Genomic DNA, 18,888 nt, shown 5'->3' with positions numbered 1-18,888 from the left:
GAGTCTGACGCGATCGGCACCACCCGGGCTGGAACCAGCCCGGTTTACGAAGTAGTTGGAGGTTACTGCTGTGCTGGCTTGGTTCTCGCTCAGCGAGTCGCGACCCTACCAGTCACCATGCGGAGGCACCCGGTGATTGGACTCATTTCCGCCACCGCCGCCGGAACAGTCGCGCGGGACCGGCTGGCCGCGGCCTGGCCGGACCGTACGCGCGTGTACGAGGGTCCCGTCGGAGAGGCGGTACGGGCCGCGTTCGCGGAGTGCGAGCAGCTGGTGTGCTTCCTGGCGACGGGCGCGACGGTACGGCTGCTCGCGCCGCTGCTCGGCGACAAGACGGCCGACCCGGGTGTGGTGTGCGTGGACGAGGGCGGCCGGTTCGCGGTGTCGCTGGTCGGCGGGCACGGCGGCGGCGCCAACGAACTCGCCCGTACGGTAGGCGAGTTGCTGGGGGCGGAGCCGGTGGTGACGACCGCCACGGACTGCGTGGGACTGGCGGGCCTGGACACGCTCGGGCTGCCGTACGAGGGCTCGGTGGCCCTGGTCTCCCGCGCCCTGCTGGACGGCGAACCGGTCGCGCTGGAGGCGGAGGTGCCGTGGCCGCTGCCGCCGCTGCCGGTCTCGGCGCGGGGGTCGTACACGATCCGGCTCACCGACCGGGATGTCGCACCGGGCGAGCGTGAGGTGCTGTTGCGTCCGCCGTCCCTGGTGGTCGGGGTCGGCGCGTCCAGGGGCGCGCCGGTGGACGAGGTCCTCGCACTGGTCGGGGACGCGCTGCGGGAGGCGGGGCTCACCCCGAAGTCCGTGGCCGAACTCGCCACCGTGGACGCCAAGGCCGAGGAGCCGGGCATCGTGGCCGCCGCCGAGCGGCTGGGCGTGCCCCTGGTGACCTACTCCGCCGAGGAGTTGGCGGCGGTCGAGGTGCCCAACCCGTCGGACGCGCCGCTCGCGGCCGTCGGCACGCCCTCCGTGGCGGAGGCGGCGGCTCTGCTGCGCGGCGGTGAACTCCTCGTGCCCAAGCGGAAGTCCAAGGCGCAGCCCGCGATGGCGACCTGCGCGGTCGTCCGGCGCCCGGGACGCGGGCGGCTCGCGGTGGTCGGGCTCGGGCCGGGCGCCCGGGACCTGCTCACCCCGCGGGCGGCGGCCGAGCTGCGCCGGGCCTCGGTGCTGGTCGGGCTCGACCAGTACGTGGACCAGATCCGCGACCTGCTGCGGCCGGGCACCCGGGTGCTGGAGTCGGGGCTCGGCGCCGAGGAGGAACGGGCCCGTACGGCCGTCGCGGAGGCCCGCGAGGGGCATGCGGTGGCGCTGATCGGCAGCGGGGACGCGGGCGTGTACGCCATGGCCTCCCCGGCGCTCGCCGAGGCGTCGGACGACATCGACGTGGTCGGGGTGCCCGGGGTGACGGCCGCGCTGGCCGCCGGCGCGGTCCTGGGCGCGCCGCTGGGCCACGACCATGTGTCCATCAGCCTGTCCGACCTGCACACACCGTGGGAGGTCATCGAACGGCGGGTGCGGGCGGCGGCCGAGGCGGACCTCGTCGTGACCTTCTACAACCCGCGCTCCCGGGGCCGCGACTGGCAGCTGCCCAAGGCGCTCGCGATCCTGGCCGGGCACCGGGAGCCGACGACCCCGGTGGGCGTCGTACGGAACGCCTCGCGGCCGGACGAGTCGAGCCGGGTGACCACGCTCGCCGGACTGGACCCGGCGACGGTCGACATGATGACGGTCGTCACCGTGGGCAACACCGCGACCCGCACCGTCGCGGGCCGCATGGTGACCCCGCGCGGCTACCGCTGGCAGGCAGCGCAGGAGGGCGCCCAGTGAACCGTGTGGTCCACCCCATCGAGCAGGAGTCCTTCCGGCGGCTGCGCGCCCGCCTGGACACCTCGCACTTCCCGCCGCTGACCCGGGCCGTGGTGGAGCGGGTCATCCACTCCGCCGCAGACCCGGAGTACGCGACCGACCTCGTCACGGCCGAGGACGACCTGGTCAAGGCGCACGCGGCGCTGCACGCCGGGGCGCCGGTCGTCGTGGACGTGGAGATGGTCGCGGCCGGCATCACCCGGCGGGAGACCGTGTGCCGGCTGAAGGACGCCGAGTCCGGCCCGGGACTGACCCGTTCGGCACACGCCGTCCGGCTCGCCTACGAAGAGGTCGGGCCGGGAGCGCTGTGGGTGATCGGCTGTGCGCCGACCGCCCTGGAGGAGCTGCTCACCCTGGACGCCTCCCCCGCACTCGTCATCGGCCTGCCCGTCGGCTTCGTCGGCGCGGCCGAGTCCAAGGCCGCGTTGCGGACGAGCGGGCTGCCCGCCGTGAGCAACGTGTCCGAGAAGGGCGGCTCGGCGGTCGCCGCCGCCGCGCTCAACGCCCTGCTGTACCACCCCGTTTCGTCTGAGGAGACCTCGTGACCACCCCGCCCGCCCTGCTGATCGCCGGACACGGCACCCGTGACGACGCCGGAGCCGAGGCGTTCCGCGACTTCGTCCGCGAGCTGGGGCGCCGCCACCCCGAGCTGCCCGTCGCGGGCGGCTTCATCGAGCTGTCCCCGCCGCCGCTCGGCGAGGCCGTCACCGAGCTGGTCGAGCGGGGCGTACGCCGGTTCGCCGCCGTGCCGCTGATGCTGGTGTCCGCCGGGCACGCCAAGGGCGACATCCCGGCCGCGCTGGCCCGTGAGAAGGAACGGCACCCGGGTGTCTCGTACACCTACGGCCGCCCGCTGGGCCCGCACCCGGCGCTGCTGAACGTGCTGGAGCGGCGGCTGCAGGAGGTGCTGGGCGACACGGACCGCGCGGAGGTGACCGTGCTGCTGGTCGGGCGCGGCTCGACCGACCCCGATGCCAACGCCGAGGTGTTCAAGGCGGCGCGGCTGCTGTGGGAGGGGCGCGGATACGCCGGTGTGGAGACGGCGTTCGTGTCGCTGGCGGCGCCGGACGTGCCGAGCGGCCTGGACCGGTGTACGAAGCTGGGAGCGCGGCGGATCGTCGTCCTCCCCTACTTCCTGTTCACCGGGATCCTGCCGGACCGGGTGCGGCGGCAGACCGAGGAGTGGGCGGCCGGGCACCCCGAGGCCGACGTGCGCTCGGCGGACGTCATCGGGCCCGAGCCGGAGCTGCTGGACCTGGTGATGGAGCGGTACGAGGAGGCCGTCAAGGGTGATCTGCGCATGAACTGCGACTCGTGCGTGTACCGGATCGCGCTGCCGGGCTTCGAGGACAAGGTGGGGCTGCCGCAGCAGCCGCACTTCCACCCGGACGACGACGGCCATCACCACGGGCACGGCCACGGGCACCACCATCACGGGGGGCACTCGCACAGCCATGCGCACTGACGACACCGGCGGGTCGGGGCACGATCTGCGGCACCACGGGGACGCCGAGGTGCGGGACGACGGGGTGGGGCTGACCGACCTCGCCGTCAATGTCCGCGCGGACACGCCTCCGCCGTGGCTGCGGGAACAGATCGCCGCCTCGCTGTCTTCCCTCGCGGCCTATCCGGACGGGCGGGCCGCGCGCGTGGCGGTGGCGGCGCGGCACGGGCTGCCGGTGGAACGGGTGCTGCTGACGGCCGGCGCGGCGGAGGCGTTCGTGCTGCTGGCGCGGGCGCTGAGGGTACGGCGCCCGGTCGTCGTGCATCCGCAGTTCACCGAGCCGGAGGCCGCGTTGCGGGACGCGGGGCACACCGTGGAGCGGGTGCTGCTGCGGGAGGAGGACGGGTTCCGGCTGGATCCGGCGGCGGTGCCGGAGGAGGCCGATCTGGTGGTGGTCGGGAACCCGACCAACCCCACCTCCGTACTGCATCCGGCGGGGACGATCGCCCGGCTGGCCCGCCCCGGGCGGGTGCTGGTGGTCGACGAGGCGTTCATGGACGCGGTGCCGGGTGAGCGGGAGGCGCTGGCCGGGCGGACGGACGTGCCGGGTCTCGTGGTGCTGCGGAGCCTGACCAAGACATGGGGGCTGGCCGGGCTGCGGATCGGGTACGCGCTGGCTCCTTCGGAGATCATCGCCGAACTGGAGCGGGCCCAGCCGCTGTGGCCGGTGTCGACGCCCGCGCTGGCCGCGGCCGAGGCGTGTGTGAGGCCGCGGGCGCTGGCGGAGGCGGGGCACGCGGCGCACCGCATCGCGGCGGACCGGGCCCACCTGGTGGCGGGATTGTCCGGGTTCGCTTCGCGGGGCGTGCGGGTCGTGGAGCCTGCCGAGGGGTCTTTCGTCCTGGTCCGTATGCCGGGGGCTGCCGCTGTACGACACCGGTTGCGTGAGCTCGGCTACGCCGTGCGGCGTGGCGACACCTTTCCGGGGCTGGACGAACACTGGGTGCGGATCGCCGTCCGGGACCGGGCCACCGTGAACGGATTCCTGGGCGCGCTGTCGGCTGCCCTGGCGCTGTGACCGGCAGGCCGGCGCCAGAGGCGGGAGTCCTCGACCGGGCCGGGCGCCTTGTCCTCTGCGCCTTCGCCGGCTGCCCCGGTGGTGGGCGGCCACGTTCCGGTCGGCCGCAAGGCCACTTCCTGCCCGGCGTGACGGCCGAGCGGGAAGTGGCACGGGACGGTGACGTCAGCTCTTTCGGCGCCGGGCCACCGCCGCCGCTCCCCCGCCGGCCAGCACCAGCGCGAGTGCGGCGCCCGCGATGTACGGGGTCGCGGAGCTGCCGCCCGTTTCCGCGAGGTCGGTCCGGGCTCCCTGGGGTCTGACGTCGGCGGCCGGGTCGTGGCTCGGCACCGGGTGCCCCGTGGGCCGGGCCGTCGGGGACTCGCAGGTCGCCCTGGCCAGCGTGACCGTGCCCTCGACGTCGGCCACGTTGAGCTTCAAGGGGTTGACGGACACCTTGAGTTCGAGGGCGGTGGCGGCGGCCGTGCGGGTGGTGGTGCGCCGCTGGGCGAGGTCGAGGCGGACCTCGCCGACGCCGGGCACCTTCACCTCGGTCCGACCGCCGGCGGTGAGCGTGACCCGTCTGCCGAGGACGGTGACGCCGCCGAGGACGTTCGCCGAGGCGGCCGGTTCTCTGCCGGCCTCACAGGTCGCCTTGGCGGTGACCGTGCCGACCTCGATCAGGGACAGCAGGGGCAGGCCGGGGACGTGCAGGTGTGCGTCGACGAGCCGGACCGAGCCCTCGGCGCGCCGCGCGGTCACGGTGGCCTTCGCCGAGGCGGCGTCGGCGCCGAGGACCGTGAACGGCTTGCCGCCCGCCACGCCGTCGAGCCGGGCGGACAGCGTGGTCCTGTCGGCGCTCTGCGGTGCCTGGACCTCGTTGAGGGAGACCGCGAGCGGGACGTCGACGGTCTTGTTGAGCAGGGACACGTCGAGCCCGGTGCGCAGGACGACGGCGGAGGCGCGACCGTGGCCGGTGGTCGCGTGTGCGGCGCCCGTGCCCAGGACCGCGGGACCGGCGGCCAGGGCGGTGACCGTCGCGACCGTCGCGAGACGGCGTGCGGGCGTACGGAAGTTGTTGCTGTTCAAGGCGGTGGGACCCCCAGAGGAAACGTGCTTGGGACCCGTCAACCTTGTACGCCCTGTGGGTGAACGGTCAGCGATCCCGGGCCACTTCACTCGAACGTGGATATCCAGCACATCGCTTCGAATCACCGGGCACGGGTGTTCCCCTACTGCACGATCCGCCCGTTCAGCACCACGCGGCGCGGCGCCGCCAGCACCCGTACGTCCGCGCGCGGATCGCCCTCGTACACCACCAGGTCGGCCGGGGCGCCCTCCTCCAGGCCGGGGCGGCCGAGCCAGGCGCGGGCGCCCCAGCTGGTCGCCGACACGGCGTCCACGGCCGGGATGCCGGCGGTGACCAGCTCCGCCACCTCCGCCGCGACCAGTCCGTGGGCCAGCGAGCCGCCGGCGTCCGTGCCGACGTACACCGGGATCCCGGCGTCGTAGGCGCCGCGCACGGTGTCGTAGCGGCGCTCGTGCAGCCGGCGCATGTGCGCGGACCAGCGCGGGAACCTGGTGTCGCCGCCGGCCGCGAGCTGCGGGAAGGTGGCGATGTTGACGAGGGTCGGGACGATCGCGACGCCGCGCTCGGCGAAGAGCGGGATCAGGTCGTCGGTCAGGCCGGTCGCGTGCTCGATGCAGTCGATGCCCGCCTCGACCAGGTCGCGCAGGGAGCTCTCGGCGAAGCAGTGGGCGGTGACGCGGGCGCCGAGCCGGTGGGCCTCGGCGATGGCCGCCGCCACCGGCTCACGCGGCCAGCAGGGCGCGAGGTCGCCGAGGTCACGGTCGATCCAGTCGCCGACCAGTTTGACCCAGCCGTCGCCGCGCCGGGCCTCCTGGGCGACGTACGCGACCAGGTCGTCCGGTTCGATCTCCCAGGCGTAGTTGCGGATGTAGCGGCGGGTGCGGGCGATGTGCCGGCCGGCCCGGATGATCTTCGGCAGGTCCTCGCGGTCGTCGATCCAGCGGGTGTCGGAGGGCGAGCCCGCGTCCCGGATCAGCAGGGTGCCCGTCTCGCGGTCGGTGAGCGCCTGCTTCTCGGCGGTGTCCGCGTCGACCGGGCCGTGCGCGCCGAGGCCCACGTGGCAGTGCGCGTCGACCAGGCCGGGCAGCGTCCAGCCCTCGACGGTACGGATGTCACGTGCCCCGGCGGGTCGGTCGTAGGACACCCGGCCCCCGACCACCCACAGCTCCTCACGGACGTCGTCCGGCCCGGCCAGGATCCGGCCCTTCACGTGCAGCACCGCGCCTTCGCTCATGCACCGCACCCTAACGGCCTACGGCCGGCCCTTCCCCACCTGGTCGGAGGTCTCCTCCTCCACCTCGGCCATCGCCGGGTCGAGCAGGCGGGAGAGGAAGTGGCGGGTGCGCTCGTGCTGCGGGTCGCCGATGACCTGCGCGGGGCTGCCCTCCTCGACGATCACCCCGCCGTCCATGAAGACGACCCGGTCGGCGACCTCGCGGGCGAAGGTCATCTCGTGCGTGACGACCATCATCGTCATGCCCTCCTCGGCGAGCCGGCGCATCACCGCGAGGACGTCGCCGACCAGCTCGGGGTCGAGCGCCGAGGTCGGCTCGTCGAAGAGCATGACCTCCGGGCCCATCGCCAGCGCCCGGGCGATGGCCACGCGCTGCTGCTGGCCGCCGGAGAGGGAGGAGGGGTAGGCCTCCGCCTTCTCGGCCAGGCCGACCCGGGCGAGGTTCTCGGCGGCGATCCTCGCTGCCTCCGCCTTGTCCCGCTTGAGAACCCTGCGCTGCGGGAGGGTGAGGTTCTCGGTGACGCTCAGGTGCGGGAAGAGGTTGAACTGCTGGAAGACCATGCCGATCCGGCGGCGTACGGCGTCGATGTCGACGTCGGGGTCCGTCAGCTCGGTGCCGCCGACGAGGACCTGGCCCTTGGTGGGCTCCTCCAGCAGGTTCACACAGCGCAGCAGCGTCGACTTGCCGGATCCGGAGGGGCCGATGACGCAGACGACCTCGCCCTGGTTGATCTCCAGGTCGATGCCGCGCAGGACGTGGTTGTCGCCGAAGGACTTGTGCAGGTCCCGGACGCGGATCTCGGGGCGGGTCACTTGATCTCCTTCTGGGCCCTGGCCTCGAGACGGCGGGCGACGAAGCCGAGCGGGATGGTGATCAGCAGGTAGCACAGGCCCGCGACCAGGATCGGCGTGGAGTTGGCGGTCGTACTGGCCAGATCCCGGCCGAACTTGGACAGTTCGCGCTCCTCCAGGGTGACGCCGAGCAGCAGCACCAGCGAGGAGTCCTTGAAGAGCATGATCAGCTCGTTGGTGAGCGGCGGGAGGATGATCCGGAACGCCTGCGGGATGATGATGGAGATCATCGCGCGGGCGGGCGAGAAGCCCAGCGAACGCGCCGCCTCCATCTGCCCCTTGGGCACCGCCTGGATGCCGGCACGGAACGTCTCCGCCATGTAGGCGGCACCGATGAGTCCGAGGCCGAGGGCGCCCTTGCCGTAGGTGCCGCCGGGGATCTCCGTGCCCGGGAAGGCCAGCGGGACGGCCACCGCGATGAAGACGAAGATCAGCAGGGCGGGCAGGCCGCGGAAGATCTCGATGTAGATGCCGGCCAGCCAGCGGTACGGCCCCACGGAGGACAGCCGCATCAGCGCGATGACCAGGCCGAGCACCAGTCCGAGGACGAAGCCGGACACCGTGAACAGGACGGTGTTCTTCAGCGCCAGCGTGATGACGTCCGGCCACATCTGCTGGGCGATGCCGCCCTGCGCGAACTGGTTCTGCAGCCGGCCCCAGTCCGCCGAGACCGCGATGGCGATCACGGCGGCGACGAAGACGACGTACTGGATGCCGCGCGACAGCCGACGCCTCTGGCGCCGCGTCAGCCCCTTCTTCCTCGGCTGGAGTCGTACGTCCGTATCGGTCATGAGGCGGCGGGAGAGGCCACGGTGGCGTTGTACGGGCCGATCCACTGCTCGTAGAGCTTCTTGTAGGTGCCGTCGGCCTTGGCGTCCTTGAGGGCCTTGTTGATGGCCTCGCGCAGCGCCGTGTTGCCCTTCTTGACCGTGAAGCCGTACTGCTCGCCGGTCTTGAGGTTGTCGACGACCTTGAACTTGTCCGCGTTGGCCTTGTCCTTCAGCCAGCCCTGGACGACCGGGTAGTCGATGACGACGGCCTGGACCTGGCCGGTGCGCAGGCCGTTGAGGACCGCGTCGGAGGACTCGAAGGAGATCGGGTCGTAGCCCTTGCTCTTGACGTAGTCCTCACCCGTGGTCTGCGCCTGGGCGCCGAGCTTCTTGCCCTTGGCCTTGACGTCGGCGAGGGAGTTGACGCCGCTGCTCTTGTTCACGAGCACGGCCTGGGTGGCCTCGAAGTACGGGTCGGAGAAGTCGACGTTCTTCTTGCGCTCGGGCGTGATCGTCATGCCGGCGGCGGCCAGGTCGCACTGGCCGGAGTTCAGGAAGGCGCCGGTCTTGAAGTTCTCGAACGGCGTGTCGACGATCTGCTGCGTGACGCCGAGGTTCTTGGCGACGAGGTCGATGAGGGAGACGTCGAAGCCCTGCACCTTGCCGTTGATCTCCGACTGGAACGGCGGATACGGCAGGTGGGTGCAGGTGGTCAGCTGACCGGCCTTGACGACGTGGACCCCCTTGACGGTGGCACCACCGTTCCCTCCGCTGGACGACGAGGAGCAGCCGGCCACGACGAGGACCAGTCCGGCGGTCGCGGTGGTGGCGGCCAGGAGGCGGGGCCGGCGCCCGAGGAGCGTTTTCATGCGGGGATCTCCCTGTGAGGGAACTGAGGGTTCCGATTATAAGGAAGAGTTTGGGTCTCTCAAAACAAACCAATGGTTACGGGACCGTTGGACCTAGGATCGAGCGAGTCCCGAGGTCCGCCGACGAAGAGAGCACCGCCGTGAGCCACCCCCTCCTCGCGGCGGCCGGTCCGGGCACGGTGGCGCTGAATGTGATCACCGGGCCGTACGGGCAGACGTTCGGGAGCTGGCTCCGGGACTGCGGCGCGCCGGTGCACGACCTCTCCGTCCCCTTCCACGCGGCCGTGACCGCCGAGCAGGTCCGGGAGGCGTTCGCCCGGCACCCGGAGATCGACTTCGTCTCGCTGGTGCACGCGGAGGCGGCGACCGGCAACACCAACCCGGTCGCGGAGATCGGCGAGGTGGTGCGGGAGCAGGGTGCGCTCTTCTACCTGGACGCGGTCGCCTCCGTGGGCGCGGAACCGGTGCTGCCGGACGCGTGGGGTGTGGACCTGTGCGTGATCGGCGCGCAGAAGGCGATGGGCGGCCCGGCCGGCGTGTCGGCGATCTCGGTGAGCGAGCGGGCCTGGACCCGGATGGCCGCGAACCCGAACGCTCCGCGCCGCTCCTACCTGTCCCTGCTGGACTGGAAGGAACGCTGGACCGACGCCGGGCGCGCGGTACTGCCGCACGCTCCGGCGCAGCTGGAGATGCTGGCGCTGCAGGCGTGCCTGGAGCGGATCGAGTCGGTGGGGCTGGATGCGGTGATGGACCGGCACCGGGCCGCCGCGCTGGCCACGAGGGCGGGCGCGGTCTCCCTGGGCGGGGGCCTGGAGCCGTATGTGTACGAGGCTTCGCACGCGGCGCCGGTGGCTACGACGCTTCGGGTGCCGTCGGGGGTGGTGGCGTCGGAGGTGGTGGCGCGGGCCCTGGCCGACGACCCGACGCTGCCGATGGCCGCCGGCGGGGGTGCGCTGGCCAAGGAGATGATCCGGGTCACCACTACGGAGCGGACGCTTCCACGGAGACCGTGCAGAGGTGTCTGGCGGCGATCGGGGCAGCACTCGGTACTCGGCGCTAGGCCGGCCGGCCGATGGCCGGCGCCGAGGTGAGCGTGCGCCGGGTGCTGATCCACCTCATCGAGGAGTACGCCCGGCACAACGGACACACCGACATTCCGTGTGAACGAATCGACGGCGCCACCGGAGCCTGAATTCAATTGAGCTTCACAATTTCCGCCAATTCCTCCGGTGGCAGCTTCCCGTCTTCTTCTGCCCGCTTTTTGCAGAGCTAAACAGGGAAGTTTCCTGGCGGTTTTCTGACGGTTTCCGCGCTGTGACACACTCCACAGCCCGCTACCTTTGTCCCTATTTGACGTGGGTTAATTCAGGCATTTCACCGGGGTCTCTGCGTGGCACAGTGACGGCGGCCGTGCATTTCCTAATTCGCCTCGCTAAATTCGTGCCGCATGACTGCCGCACCCGCAGACCTGCTCATCGACCAGCCGGCGGTGACCGACGGAGCCGCGCTCTGGCGTCTCGCCAAGGACTCGAAAACCCTCGACCTGAACTCCTCGTACAGCTATCTGCTGTGGTGCCGCGACTTCGCCGGCACCTCGGCGGTGGCGCGCGGTGCGGACGGGGAGCCGGTCGGTTTCGTCACCGGCTACGTGCGGCCGGAGCGCCCTCGCACGCTGCTCGTCTGGCAGGTGGCCGTCGACGCCGCGTACCGGGGCCACGGCATCGCCGCCCGGCTGCTGGACGGGCTGACCGCACGGCTGGCCGGCGAGCACGGCATCACCGACGTGGAGACCACCATCACGCCCGGCAACACCGCCTCCGAGCGGCTGTTCACCTCGTTCGCCGCCCGGCACGGGGCGCACCTGGAGCGTGCGGTGCTGTTTCCCGCCGAGCTGTTCCCGGACGGCCCGCACGATCCTGAAGTCCTCTATCGCATCGGTCCGTTGACCGACTTCACCGCCCACTGAGGAGCGATTCACCGTGACCATCACCCAGCCCGACCTCAGCGTCTTCGAGACCCTCGAGTCCGAGGTGCGCAGCTACTGCCGCGGCTGGCCCACCGTCTTCGACCGCGCGCAGGGCAGCCGGATGTACGACGAGGACGGTCATGCGTACCTCGACTTCTTCGCCGGTGCCGGCTCACTCAACTACGGCCACAACAACGCCGTACTCAAACGGGCGTTGATCGACTATCTCTCCCGGGACGGGGTGACCCACGGCCTGGACATGTCGACCACGGCCAAGCGGTCCTTCCTGCAGACCTTCCAGGATCTGGTGCTGCGCCCGCGTGACCTGCCCTACAAGGTGATGTTCCCGGGGCCGACCGGGACCAACGCCGTGGAGTCGGCGCTGAAGCTGGCCCGGAAGGTGAAGGGCCGGGAGGCGATCGTGTCGTTCACGAACGCCTTCCACGGGATGTCCCTGGGCTCCCTCGCCGTCACCGGGAACGCCTTCAAACGGGCCGGTGCCGGCATCCCGCTGGTGCACGGCACGCCGATGCCGTTCGACAACTACTTCGACGGCACGGTCCCGGACTTCCTGTGGTTCGAGCGACTGCTGGAGGACCAGGGCTCCGGGCTCAACAAGCCCGCCGCCGTGATCGTGGAGACCGTGCAGGGCGAGGGCGGCATCAACGTCGCCCGGCCCGACTGGCTGCGCGCGCTCAAGGAGTTGTGCGAGCGGCAGGACATGCTCCTGATCGTCGACGACATCCAGATGGGCTGCGGCCGTACCGGCGCGTTCTTCTCCTTCGAGGAGGCGGGCATCACCCCCGACATCGTCACGCTCTCGAAGTCCATCAGCGGCTACGGGCTGCCGATGTCCCTGTGCCTGTTCAAGCCCGAGCTGGACGTCTGGGAGCCCGGCGAGCACAACGGCACCTTCCGGGGCAACAACCCCGCCTTCGTCACGGCGACGGCCGCCCTGGAGGCGTACTGGACCGACGGCTCGGCCATGGAGAAGCAGACCCGCTCGCGTGGTGAGCAGGTCGAGCAGGCGCTGATCTCCATCACCGAGGAGAACCTCGCCGACGTCAAGGAGTACCGCGGGCGCGGGCTGGTGTGGGGCCTGGAGTTCCGGGACAAGGCGCGGGCCTCGCGGATCGCCCGGCGGGCCTTCGAGCTGGGGCTGCTGATCGAGACGTCCGGCCCGGAGGGCGAGGTCGTCAAGCTGCTGCCCGCGCTCACCGTCACCCCCGACGAGCTGGACGAGGGCCTGAGCGTCCTCGCCCGTGCCGTCCGGGAAACCGCCTGACCAGGCGTCTTTCGTACAGCTAGGAGGAAGAACAGCACCGTGATCGTCCGATCGTTCAAGGACATCGAGAACACCGACCGGCACGTCAGGGCGAAGTCCGGCACCTGGGAGAGCAAGCGGATCGTCCTCGCCAAGGAGCGGGTCGGCTTCTCCCTGCACGAGACCATCCTGTACGCCGGGACCGAGACGTCGATGTGGTACGCCAACCACGTCGAGGCCGTCGTCTGCACCCAGGGCGAGGCCGAGCTCACCGACCACGAGGCCGGGAAGACGTACACGATCACCCCCGGCACCATGTACCTCCTCGACGGGCACGAGCGGCACACCCTGCGCGTCAAGGAGGACTTCCACTGCATCTGCGTGTTCAACCCGCCCGTGACCGGACGGGAGGACCACGACGAGAACGGCGTCTACCCGCTGCTCACCGAGCCCGAGGAGGTGTGAGAGCCCATGACCACTGCCCCCGTGAAGGATCTCTACCCGACCCGCGGCGCCGCCGAGGTGACCGTCCCGCGCCAGGACCCGGTCGTCTGGGGCTCCCCGGACACCCCGGGCCCGGTCCCGATGTCCGACCTCCAGGCGTACGAGCGTGACGGCTTCCTGTCCGTCGACCAGCTGATCGCCCCTGACGAGGTCGAGGTCTACAAGCGTGAGCTGGACCGGCTGGTCACCGACCCCGCGATCCGCGCCGACGAGCGTTCCATCGTCGAGCCGAAGTCCAAGGAGATCCGCTCGGTCTTCGAGGTGCACCGGATCAGCGAGGTGTTCGCGAACCTGGTGCGCGATCCCCGGGTGGTCGGCCGCGCCCGGCAGATCCTCGGCTCGGACGTGTACGTCCACCAGTCGCGGATCAACGTCAAGCCCGGCTTCGGTGCGAGCGGCTTCTACTGGCACTCGGACTTCGAGACCTGGCACGCCGAGGACGGGCTGCCGAACATGCGCACGGTGTCCGTCTCGATCGCGCTGACCGAGAACCACGACACCAACGGCGGCCTGATGATCATGCCGGGCTCGCACCGGACGTTCCTGGGCTGCGCCGGCGCCACACCCGAGGACAACTACAAGAAGTCCCTGCAGATGCAGGACGCGGGCACCCCGTCCGACGAGGCGCTGACCGCGCTGGCGAGCGAGCACGGCATCCGGCTGTTCACGGGCAAGGCCGGCTCGGCGACCTGGTTCGACTGCAACTGCATGCACGGCTCCGGCGACAACATCACGCCGTTCCCGCGCAGCAACGTGTTCATCGTGTTCAACAGCGTGGAGAACGCCGCCGTGGAACCCTTCGCGGCACCGGTGCGCAGGCCGGAGTTCATCGGCGCACGCGACTTCACCCCGGTGCGGTGACCCCGGTGAAGTAACCCCCCGAGCACCGGGCCGGGGCCTCCTCGTGTGGGACGGGAGGCCCTGGCCCGGTCGTGTCAGCCGGCCAGCACGTCCAGCAGGCGGTCCACATCGGCCGGCGTGTTGTACAGGTGGAACGAGGCCCGCAGGTTGCCGGCGCGGTTGGCGACCTCGATGCCGGCGCGGCTCAACTCCGGCTGGCGGGCACCCAGTCCGGGAACGGAGACGATCGCCGAGCCGGGGGCGGGCAGGGGTTCGCGGCCGAGCGAGGCGAGGCCGGTGCGGAACCGGTCGGCCAGCGCCAGGTCGTGCGCCTGCACGGCGGCCACGCCCAGCTCCTCGATCAGGGCGAGGGAGTGACGCACCCCGGTGTAGGTGAACAGCGCGGGGCTGACGTCGAACCGCCGTGCCGAGTGGGCGAGTTCGGTCACCGGCCCGTAGCAGCTGTTCCACGGTTCCTCGGCCGCGGCCCAGCCCGCCAGCAGCGGGGACAGCCCGCCGAAGTCCTCGGGGACGACGAGGAAGGCCGCCCCGTGCGGGCCGAGCAGCCACTTGAAGGTCGTCGCGACGGTGAAGTCGTCGGCGCCGGGCTCCATCGGGAGCCAGCTCGCGGCCTGGGAGTAGTCGACGTAGGTGCGTGCGCCATGCCGGCGGGCGGCCTCGCGCAGGGCGGGCAGGTCGGCGATCCGGCCGTCGGCGGACTGGGCGGCGCTGACCGCGACCAGGGCGGTACCGGGGCGGACCGACTCGGCGAGCCGTTCCAGCGGGACCGCCCGCACCTTGAGGTCCCCGCGCACATGGAACGGGTTCAGCACGGAGGTGAAGTCGTCCTCGGCGGTGAGCACTTCGGCGCCCGCGGGCAGCGAGGCGGCGATCAGTCCGGTCTGGGCGGAGACCGACGGGCCCGCCGCGACCCGGGTGACCGGCACCCCGGCCAGCCGGGCGAACGCGGCGCGGGCGGCCTCGACGTCGTCGAACAACGGATCCAGCGGCCGGCCCGCGGCCCGGATGGCCACCGCCTCGTGCAGCGCGGCGACCGTACGGGCCGGGAGCAGACCGCTTGTGGCGGTGTTCAGGTAGGTGCTCTTCGGGGCGAACTCGGCGCGGACGAGGCTGTCGAACGACTCCGTGGTCTGGGTGGTCTCCATGGGTCCACTCTGCGGCCCCGCGAAGTCCCCGTCCATTGCGGATTTTTACGTGGATCCGCTTAGGACTTCTTATAGGTCTGCACTGACCTGCGATTTCAGCCCTGCTGCGGCACGGCGCACCCGTCCGGGCCGCAGGCCGCCGCGTCCCCTCGGTCCCCCTGGTCGACCGGCCTCAGCGGGGAGTGCTCGCCCCAGGCCTGGGTCAGCGCCTGGGTGAAGACCTCGGCGGGCTGGGCGCCGGAGACGCCGTACTTCCGGTCGAGGACGAAGAACGGGACGCCGGTCGCGCCGAGCTGGGCGGCCTCGCGCTCGTCGGCGCGGACCTCCTCGGAGTAGCGGGACGGGTCCGCGAGCACCGCGCGGGCGGCGTCGGCGTCGAGACCGGCCGCCACGGCCAGCTCGACGAGCCGCTCGTCACCCTCGGTGAAGACGGACCGCTCCTCGGCGAAGTTCGCCCGGTACAGGATCTGGATCAGCGCGTCCTGCCTGCCCTGCTCCTTGGCGAAGTGCAGGAGGCGGTGCATGTCGAAGGTGTTGCCGTGGTCCCGGTCCCGGGTGCGGTAGTCCAGACCCTCGGCGGCGGCCTGGGCGCCCAGGTTGTCCTCGCCGGCCTGCGCCTGTGCCTCGCTCATGCCGTACTTCCTGGTGAGCATGGTGATCACCGGCTGCACGTCGCCCTTGGCGCGGCCCGGGTCCAGCTCGAAGGAACGGTGCACCACCTCGACGTCGTCACGGTGCGGGAAGGCAGCGAGCGCCTTCTCGAAGCGGGCCTTGCCCACATAGCACCAGGGGCAGGCGATGTCGCTCCAGATCTCGACGCGCATGCTTCGGCTCTCCAGGTCGTACGGCTGCGGGGGCTCTCCCCGGGCAAGTACGTGAACGTTCAAACAGGCTGCTCCATTCCCGCGTCGGCACCCGGCCCGGTATGCCCCCGTTCACGCGACCGAGGACGCTGCCGTACCCATACCCGTACCCGTGCCCGTGCCGTGCCGGCTGAACTGGGCGCGGTAGGTGCTCGGGGTCAGGCCGGTACGGCGGACCATGTGCGTGCGCAGCGAGTCGGCGGTGCCGAGGCCGCAGGCCGCGGCCACCTGGTCCATGGGCAGGGTGGTGGTCTCCAGCAGCTCCCTGGCCCGCTCGATGCGCTGGTGCAGCAGCCACTGCAGCGGGCTGACCCCGCTCTCGGCGTGGAAGCGCCGGGTGAGGGTACGCACGGAGACCCCCGCGTGCCGCGCCAGGTCGGTGAGGGTGAGCGGCCTGTCCAGGTTGCGCATGGCCCAGCCGCGGGTGTCGGCGCAGGCGGTGCCGCGCTCGGGCGGCAGCGGCGTGTGGGCGAACTGGGTCTGGCCGCCTGGGCGGACCGGGGCGACCAGGGCGAGGCGGGCCACCTCGTTGGCGACGGCGGCGCCGTAGTCGGTGCGGATGAGGTGCAGGCACAGGTCGATGCCGGCGGCGTAGCCGGAGGAGGTGAGGAACTGGCCGTCCTGGGCGTAGAGGACGTCGCCCTGGACCTCGACGTCGGGGTGCCGGCGGCGCAGTTCGTCGGCGTGCGCCCAGTAGGTGGTGGCCTTGCGGCCCTTGAGCAGACCGGCCTCGGCGAGCGAGAAGGCGCCGGTGCAGATGGAGGCGATGCGGATGCCGGCGTCGGCGGCCTCCCCGAGGGCCGCGACCACCCGCGGGTCCGGCGAGAACGGCTCGCCGGTACCTGCCACCATCACGGTGTCGGCCTCCCGCAGCACCTCCAGTCCGTGCGGGATGTGCAGGTCGAGGCGGCCGGTGCTGGGGACCGTGCCGGGGTCGGGCGCGCAGATCACCACCTCGTACCCGGGCCGCCCGTCGACCTCGACCTTGTCGAACAGCAGCTCGGGGATGGCGAGGTTGAACATCGACACGGGCGGGGACGCGACGACCGCGACACGCAGCATGGCCAGAACCTCCGGATGCATGGCATTCAGGCCACTAGTGTACGCGGGGGAAGATCAGCAGCATGGGGGCATGCCAACGAACCAGACCCTCCGGAGCCCCCAACCAACTGCTGTCCAGGCGGAGTTCACGGGCAACCGCCCTGCCCTCGCGCTCACCGCCGCCCTCCTCGGCTTCTCGCTGATCACCCTGGACGCGTCCGTGGTGAACGTGGCCCTCCCGGCGATCGGCTCCGCGCTGGGCGGCGGACTGGCCGGCCTGCAGTGGGTGGTGGACGCCTACACCCTGGCCTTCGCCGCCCTGATGCTCTCCACCGGTGCCTTCGCCGACCGGGCCGGGGCGAGCAGGGCCTACGCCCTCGGCATCACGGTGTTCACGCTGGCCTCGGCGGCCTGCGGCCTGGCACCGGACCTGCCGGCGCTGATCGCGGCGCGGGTGGTGCAGGGCGTGGCCGCCGCCGTCGTCCTGCCCGCCTCGCTGTCCCTGGTGCGGCAGGCGTACGCCGATCCGGCGCGGCGGGCCCGGGCGGTGGCCGCCTGGGCGGCCGGGGGCTCGGTCGCGGTGGCGCTGGGCCCGGTGGCGGGCGGCGCGCTCACCACGGCCTGGGACTGGCGGGGGATCTTCTTCATCAACCTGCCGCTGGGCGCTCTCACCCTGACCCTGCTGCTGCGCGCTCCCCGCTCCGAGCGCAGGCCCGCCCCCTTGGACCTGCCGGGCCAGCTGACGGCCGTGGTCGCGCTGACGGCACTGACGTGCGCGGTGATCGAGGGCGGTACGACGGGTGTCGCGGCCTTCGTGGTGGCGGTCGCCGCCGCCGTCCTGTTCGTCCGCGTCGAGGCGCGGCAGCCGCACCCGGTCGTCCCACTCGGCCTGTTCCGCGACCGGGCGGTGCGCGTCGCGGTCGCGGCGGGGGCCGCCTGCAGCGTGGCGTTCTACGGCGTGGTGTTCGTCTTCTCGCTCTTCTTCCAGCAGGTGCAAGGACGTTCGGCGCTGTACGCCGGCCTGATGTTCCTGCCGATGTCCGGGCTGATCGCGGTGACGAACGTGGTCTCCGGGAAGCTGGCGGGACGCTACGGCCCGCGCCTGCCGATGCTGCTCGGCCAGGCCCTCGCGCTGGCCGGCCTGCTGGGGCTGCTCCTTGTCGACGCGGGCACGCCGGCCGCCGTGGTGGCCGTGCTCCTCGTCCCGATGGCCCTCGGCTGCGCGCTGACCGTCCCGCCGCTGACGGCCGTGATGCTGGACGCCGTACCGGCCGAGCGAGCAGGGCTTGCGGCCGGGGTGCTCAACGCGGCGCGGCAGGTGGCCGGCGGGCTGGGCATCGCGGTGTTCGGCACGCTGGTGGCCGGGGGCTTCGCCGCCGGGATGCGGGTGAGTATGGCCCTGGGCGCGGCCCTGCTCGCCCTGACCTTCCTGCTCAGCTTCCGTCTCGCAGGTCGTCCGGCCAGCCGGGCCTGAACGCGACGTGGTCGTACGTCACCACGCACCCCTCCCCCAGCGGCGACTGGGTCATGAAGCCGACCAGCGCGTCATCGGTCTCCTTCTCGTCGCCCAGGGTGAACAGCCGGACGAAGGTCCACCGCTCGCCGTCCCGCGAGGCGTGGAAGGCGAAGGCCCGCCCGGTCCGGCTGACCCGCAGCCACACCGAACTTCCTTCCACGGTCAAGGAGTTGGCGTCGTCCGAGTGCCCCCGGGTGACCACCGTGCAGACGGTGGGCACATCCGGGGAGTACTCCAGACACAGCTTGGCCCAGGCCCGCTCGCCGACGTGGACGTAGAGGACACCCGCGTCGAAGGCGGCCCGGAAGCCCACGGTGACCCGCGCGATCAGCTGGAAGTCACCCTCGGGCGCACCCAGCAGCCGGGGCGCGTCCGAGGCGGGGTCGAGCGCCTCCCCGGTGGGCGTGACGAACCGATCCTGCCGGGGCCCGGCCCAGCCGGTCAGCACGCCGTCCTCGTAGACCCAGTGCCCGTCGGGTCCGTAGGTACGGAGAGCGAAGGGGAGTTCGGGAAGTTCCACGTCCACCAACCGATTGTCGCAGGACTGCC

At 71.9% G+C, this 18,888-nt stretch carries 18 protein-coding genes and 2 pseudogenes; 11 read left to right on the top strand and 9 right to left on the bottom strand.

Annotation, left to right across the window (positions count from 1 at the left end):
- Nucleotides 1-132: 132 nt before the first annotated feature.
- The 4 genes from cobJ to cobC are packed head-to-tail and all read left to right on the top strand — an operon-like array spanning nt 133 to nt 4,385.
- Complete coding sequence (gene cobJ, locus ACZ7GZ_RS28225) at nt 133-1,824, top strand: precorrin-3B C(17)-methyltransferase (protein WP_471028402.1); 1,692 nt, start codon at nt 133-135, stop codon at nt 1,822-1,824.
- Nucleotides 1,821-2,408, top strand: a complete 588-nt coding sequence (locus ACZ7GZ_RS28220) for a precorrin-8X methylmutase (protein WP_471028401.1) — start codon at nt 1,821-1,823, stop codon at nt 2,406-2,408. The genes cobJ and ACZ7GZ_RS28220 overlap by 4 nt, the downstream gene beginning before the upstream one ends.
- A complete protein-coding gene (locus ACZ7GZ_RS28215; RefSeq protein WP_471028399.1) occupies nt 2,405-3,328 on the top strand; it encodes a sirohydrochlorin chelatase in 924 nt (307 codons plus the stop codon). The genes ACZ7GZ_RS28220 and ACZ7GZ_RS28215 overlap by 4 nt, the downstream gene beginning before the upstream one ends.
- Complete coding sequence (cobC, locus tag ACZ7GZ_RS28210) at nt 3,318-4,385, top strand: Rv2231c family pyridoxal phosphate-dependent protein CobC (protein WP_471028398.1); 1,068 nt, start codon at nt 3,318-3,320, stop codon at nt 4,383-4,385. Before ACZ7GZ_RS28215 ends, cobC begins: the two co-directional genes overlap by 11 nt.
- Nucleotides 4,386-4,550: 165 nt before the next feature.
- On the opposite strand, the gene ACZ7GZ_RS28205 is transcribed toward cobC, so the two are convergent.
- From ACZ7GZ_RS28205 to ACZ7GZ_RS28185, 5 genes are all read right to left on the bottom strand, one after another.
- Nucleotides 4,551-5,453, bottom strand: a complete 903-nt coding sequence (locus tag ACZ7GZ_RS28205) for an SCO1860 family LAETG-anchored protein (RefSeq protein WP_471028396.1) — start codon at nt 5,451-5,453, stop codon at nt 4,551-4,553.
- Between the two features lie 143 nt (nt 5,454-5,596).
- Nucleotides 5,597-6,688 (bottom strand): amidohydrolase family protein, encoded by a 1,092-nt coding sequence (locus ACZ7GZ_RS28200; protein ID WP_471028395.1) that lies wholly within the window; start codon nt 6,686-6,688, stop codon nt 5,597-5,599.
- 18 nt (nt 6,689-6,706) lie between these two features.
- Nucleotides 6,707-7,501 (bottom strand): amino acid ABC transporter ATP-binding protein, encoded by a 795-nt coding sequence (locus tag ACZ7GZ_RS28195; RefSeq protein WP_471028392.1) that lies wholly within the window; start codon nt 7,499-7,501, stop codon nt 6,707-6,709.
- Nucleotides 7,498-8,331 carry an amino acid ABC transporter permease gene (locus ACZ7GZ_RS28190; protein WP_471028390.1) on the bottom strand — a complete coding sequence of 278 codons (834 nt, stop codon included), beginning with the start codon at nt 8,329-8,331 and terminating at the stop codon, nt 7,498-7,500. Before ACZ7GZ_RS28190 ends, ACZ7GZ_RS28195 begins: the two co-directional genes overlap by 4 nt.
- Nucleotides 8,328-9,179 carry a transporter substrate-binding domain-containing protein gene (locus ACZ7GZ_RS28185; RefSeq protein WP_471028389.1) on the bottom strand — a complete coding sequence of 284 codons (852 nt, stop codon included), beginning with the start codon at nt 9,177-9,179 and terminating at the stop codon, nt 8,328-8,330. The genes ACZ7GZ_RS28190 and ACZ7GZ_RS28185 overlap by 4 nt, the downstream gene beginning before the upstream one ends.
- A gap of 158 nt (nt 9,180-9,337) precedes the next feature.
- Between ACZ7GZ_RS28185 and ACZ7GZ_RS28180 the strand changes: the two are divergent.
- From ACZ7GZ_RS28180 to thpD, 6 genes and pseudogenes are all read left to right on the top strand, one after another.
- Nucleotides 9,338-10,239, top strand: a pseudogene (locus ACZ7GZ_RS28180) (pyridoxal-phosphate-dependent aminotransferase family protein); the annotation flags it as partial.
- Between the two features lie 9 nt (nt 10,240-10,248).
- Nucleotides 10,249-10,371 (top strand): annotated as a pseudogene (locus ACZ7GZ_RS28175) (mycothiol transferase); the annotation flags it as partial.
- 255 nt (nt 10,372-10,626) lie between these two features.
- On the top strand, nt 10,627-11,145 hold the full coding sequence (ectA, locus tag ACZ7GZ_RS28170; RefSeq protein WP_471028387.1) for a diaminobutyrate acetyltransferase: 519 nt from the start codon (nt 10,627-10,629) through the stop codon (nt 11,143-11,145).
- Nucleotides 11,146-11,158: 13 nt separating this feature from the next.
- On the top strand, nt 11,159-12,430 hold the full coding sequence (gene ectB, locus ACZ7GZ_RS28165) for a diaminobutyrate--2-oxoglutarate transaminase (RefSeq protein ID WP_471028385.1): 1,272 nt from the start codon (nt 11,159-11,161) through the stop codon (nt 12,428-12,430).
- A 39-nt stretch (nt 12,431-12,469) separates the two neighbouring features.
- The gene (locus ACZ7GZ_RS28160; protein ID WP_471028383.1) at nt 12,470-12,874 is read left to right on the top strand and encodes an ectoine synthase; all 405 of its coding nucleotides are present in this window, start codon (nt 12,470-12,472) and stop codon (nt 12,872-12,874) included.
- Nucleotides 12,875-12,880: 6 nt separating this feature from the next.
- Nucleotides 12,881-13,774, top strand: a complete 894-nt coding sequence (gene thpD / locus ACZ7GZ_RS28155; protein ID WP_471028381.1) for an ectoine hydroxylase — start codon at nt 12,881-12,883, stop codon at nt 13,772-13,774.
- A 74-nt stretch (nt 13,775-13,848) separates the two neighbouring features.
- On the opposite strand, the gene ACZ7GZ_RS28150 is transcribed toward thpD, so the two are convergent.
- From ACZ7GZ_RS28150 to ACZ7GZ_RS28140, 3 genes are all read right to left on the bottom strand, one after another.
- Nucleotides 13,849-14,955, bottom strand: coding sequence for an aminotransferase class V-fold PLP-dependent enzyme (locus ACZ7GZ_RS28150; protein ID WP_471028380.1), 1,107 nt, complete (start codon nt 14,953-14,955; stop codon nt 13,849-13,851).
- A gap of 59 nt (nt 14,956-15,014) precedes the next feature.
- Nucleotides 15,015-15,743 carry a DsbA family oxidoreductase gene (locus ACZ7GZ_RS28145; protein ID WP_471028378.1) on the bottom strand — a complete coding sequence of 243 codons (729 nt, stop codon included), beginning with the start codon at nt 15,741-15,743 and terminating at the stop codon, nt 15,015-15,017.
- 111 nt (nt 15,744-15,854) lie between these two features.
- Nucleotides 15,855-16,865 (bottom strand): GlxA family transcriptional regulator, encoded by a 1,011-nt coding sequence (locus ACZ7GZ_RS28140; protein ID WP_471028376.1) that lies wholly within the window; start codon nt 16,863-16,865, stop codon nt 15,855-15,857.
- A 49-nt stretch (nt 16,866-16,914) separates the two neighbouring features.
- Here ACZ7GZ_RS28140 and ACZ7GZ_RS28135 point away from each other — a divergent pair, with 49 nt between their 5' ends.
- On the top strand, nt 16,915-18,297 hold the full coding sequence (locus ACZ7GZ_RS28135; protein ID WP_471028374.1) for an MFS transporter: 1,383 nt from the start codon (nt 16,915-16,917) through the stop codon (nt 18,295-18,297).
- Here the strand turns inward: ACZ7GZ_RS28135 and ACZ7GZ_RS28130 are convergent.
- A complete protein-coding gene (locus ACZ7GZ_RS28130; protein WP_471028371.1) occupies nt 18,257-18,865 on the bottom strand; it encodes a DUF1349 domain-containing protein in 609 nt (202 codons plus the stop codon). The genes ACZ7GZ_RS28135 and ACZ7GZ_RS28130 overlap by 41 nt on opposite strands.
- Nucleotides 18,866-18,888 lie beyond the last annotated feature (23 nt).

It is taken from the genome of Streptomyces sp. NPDC037288, assembly GCF_055603265.1.
This window is presented reverse-complemented; position numbering and strand designations above follow the sequence as displayed.

Coding starts and splice junctions, on each gene's coding strand:
- cobC (WP_471028398.1), top strand. CDS start 3,318: ATGCGCACTGACGACACCGGCGGGTCGGGGCACGATCTGCGGCACCAC.
- ACZ7GZ_RS28135 (WP_471028374.1), top strand. CDS start 16,915: ATGCCAACGAACCAGACCCTCCGGAGCCCCCAACCAACTGCTGTCCAG.
- thpD (WP_471028381.1), top strand. CDS start 12,881: ATGACCACTGCCCCCGTGAAGGATCTCTACCCGACCCGCGGCGCCGCC.
- ACZ7GZ_RS28185 (WP_471028389.1), bottom strand. CDS start 9,179: ATGAAAACGCTCCTCGGGCGCCGGCCCCGCCTCCTGGCCGCCACCACC.
- ACZ7GZ_RS28150 (WP_471028380.1), bottom strand. CDS start 14,955: ATGGACGGGGACTTCGCGGGGCCGCAGAGTGGACCCATGGAGACCACC.
- ACZ7GZ_RS28190 (WP_471028390.1), bottom strand. CDS start 8,331: ATGACCGATACGGACGTACGACTCCAGCCGAGGAAGAAGGGGCTGACG.
- ACZ7GZ_RS28200 (WP_471028395.1), bottom strand. CDS start 6,688: ATGAGCGAAGGCGCGGTGCTGCACGTGAAGGGCCGGATCCTGGCCGGG.
- ectA (WP_471028387.1), top strand. CDS start 10,627: ATGACTGCCGCACCCGCAGACCTGCTCATCGACCAGCCGGCGGTGACC.
- ACZ7GZ_RS28145 (WP_471028378.1), bottom strand. CDS start 15,743: ATGCGCGTCGAGATCTGGAGCGACATCGCCTGCCCCTGGTGCTATGTG.
- ACZ7GZ_RS28140 (WP_471028376.1), bottom strand. CDS start 16,865: ATGCATCCGGAGGTTCTGGCCATGCTGCGTGTCGCGGTCGTCGCGTCC.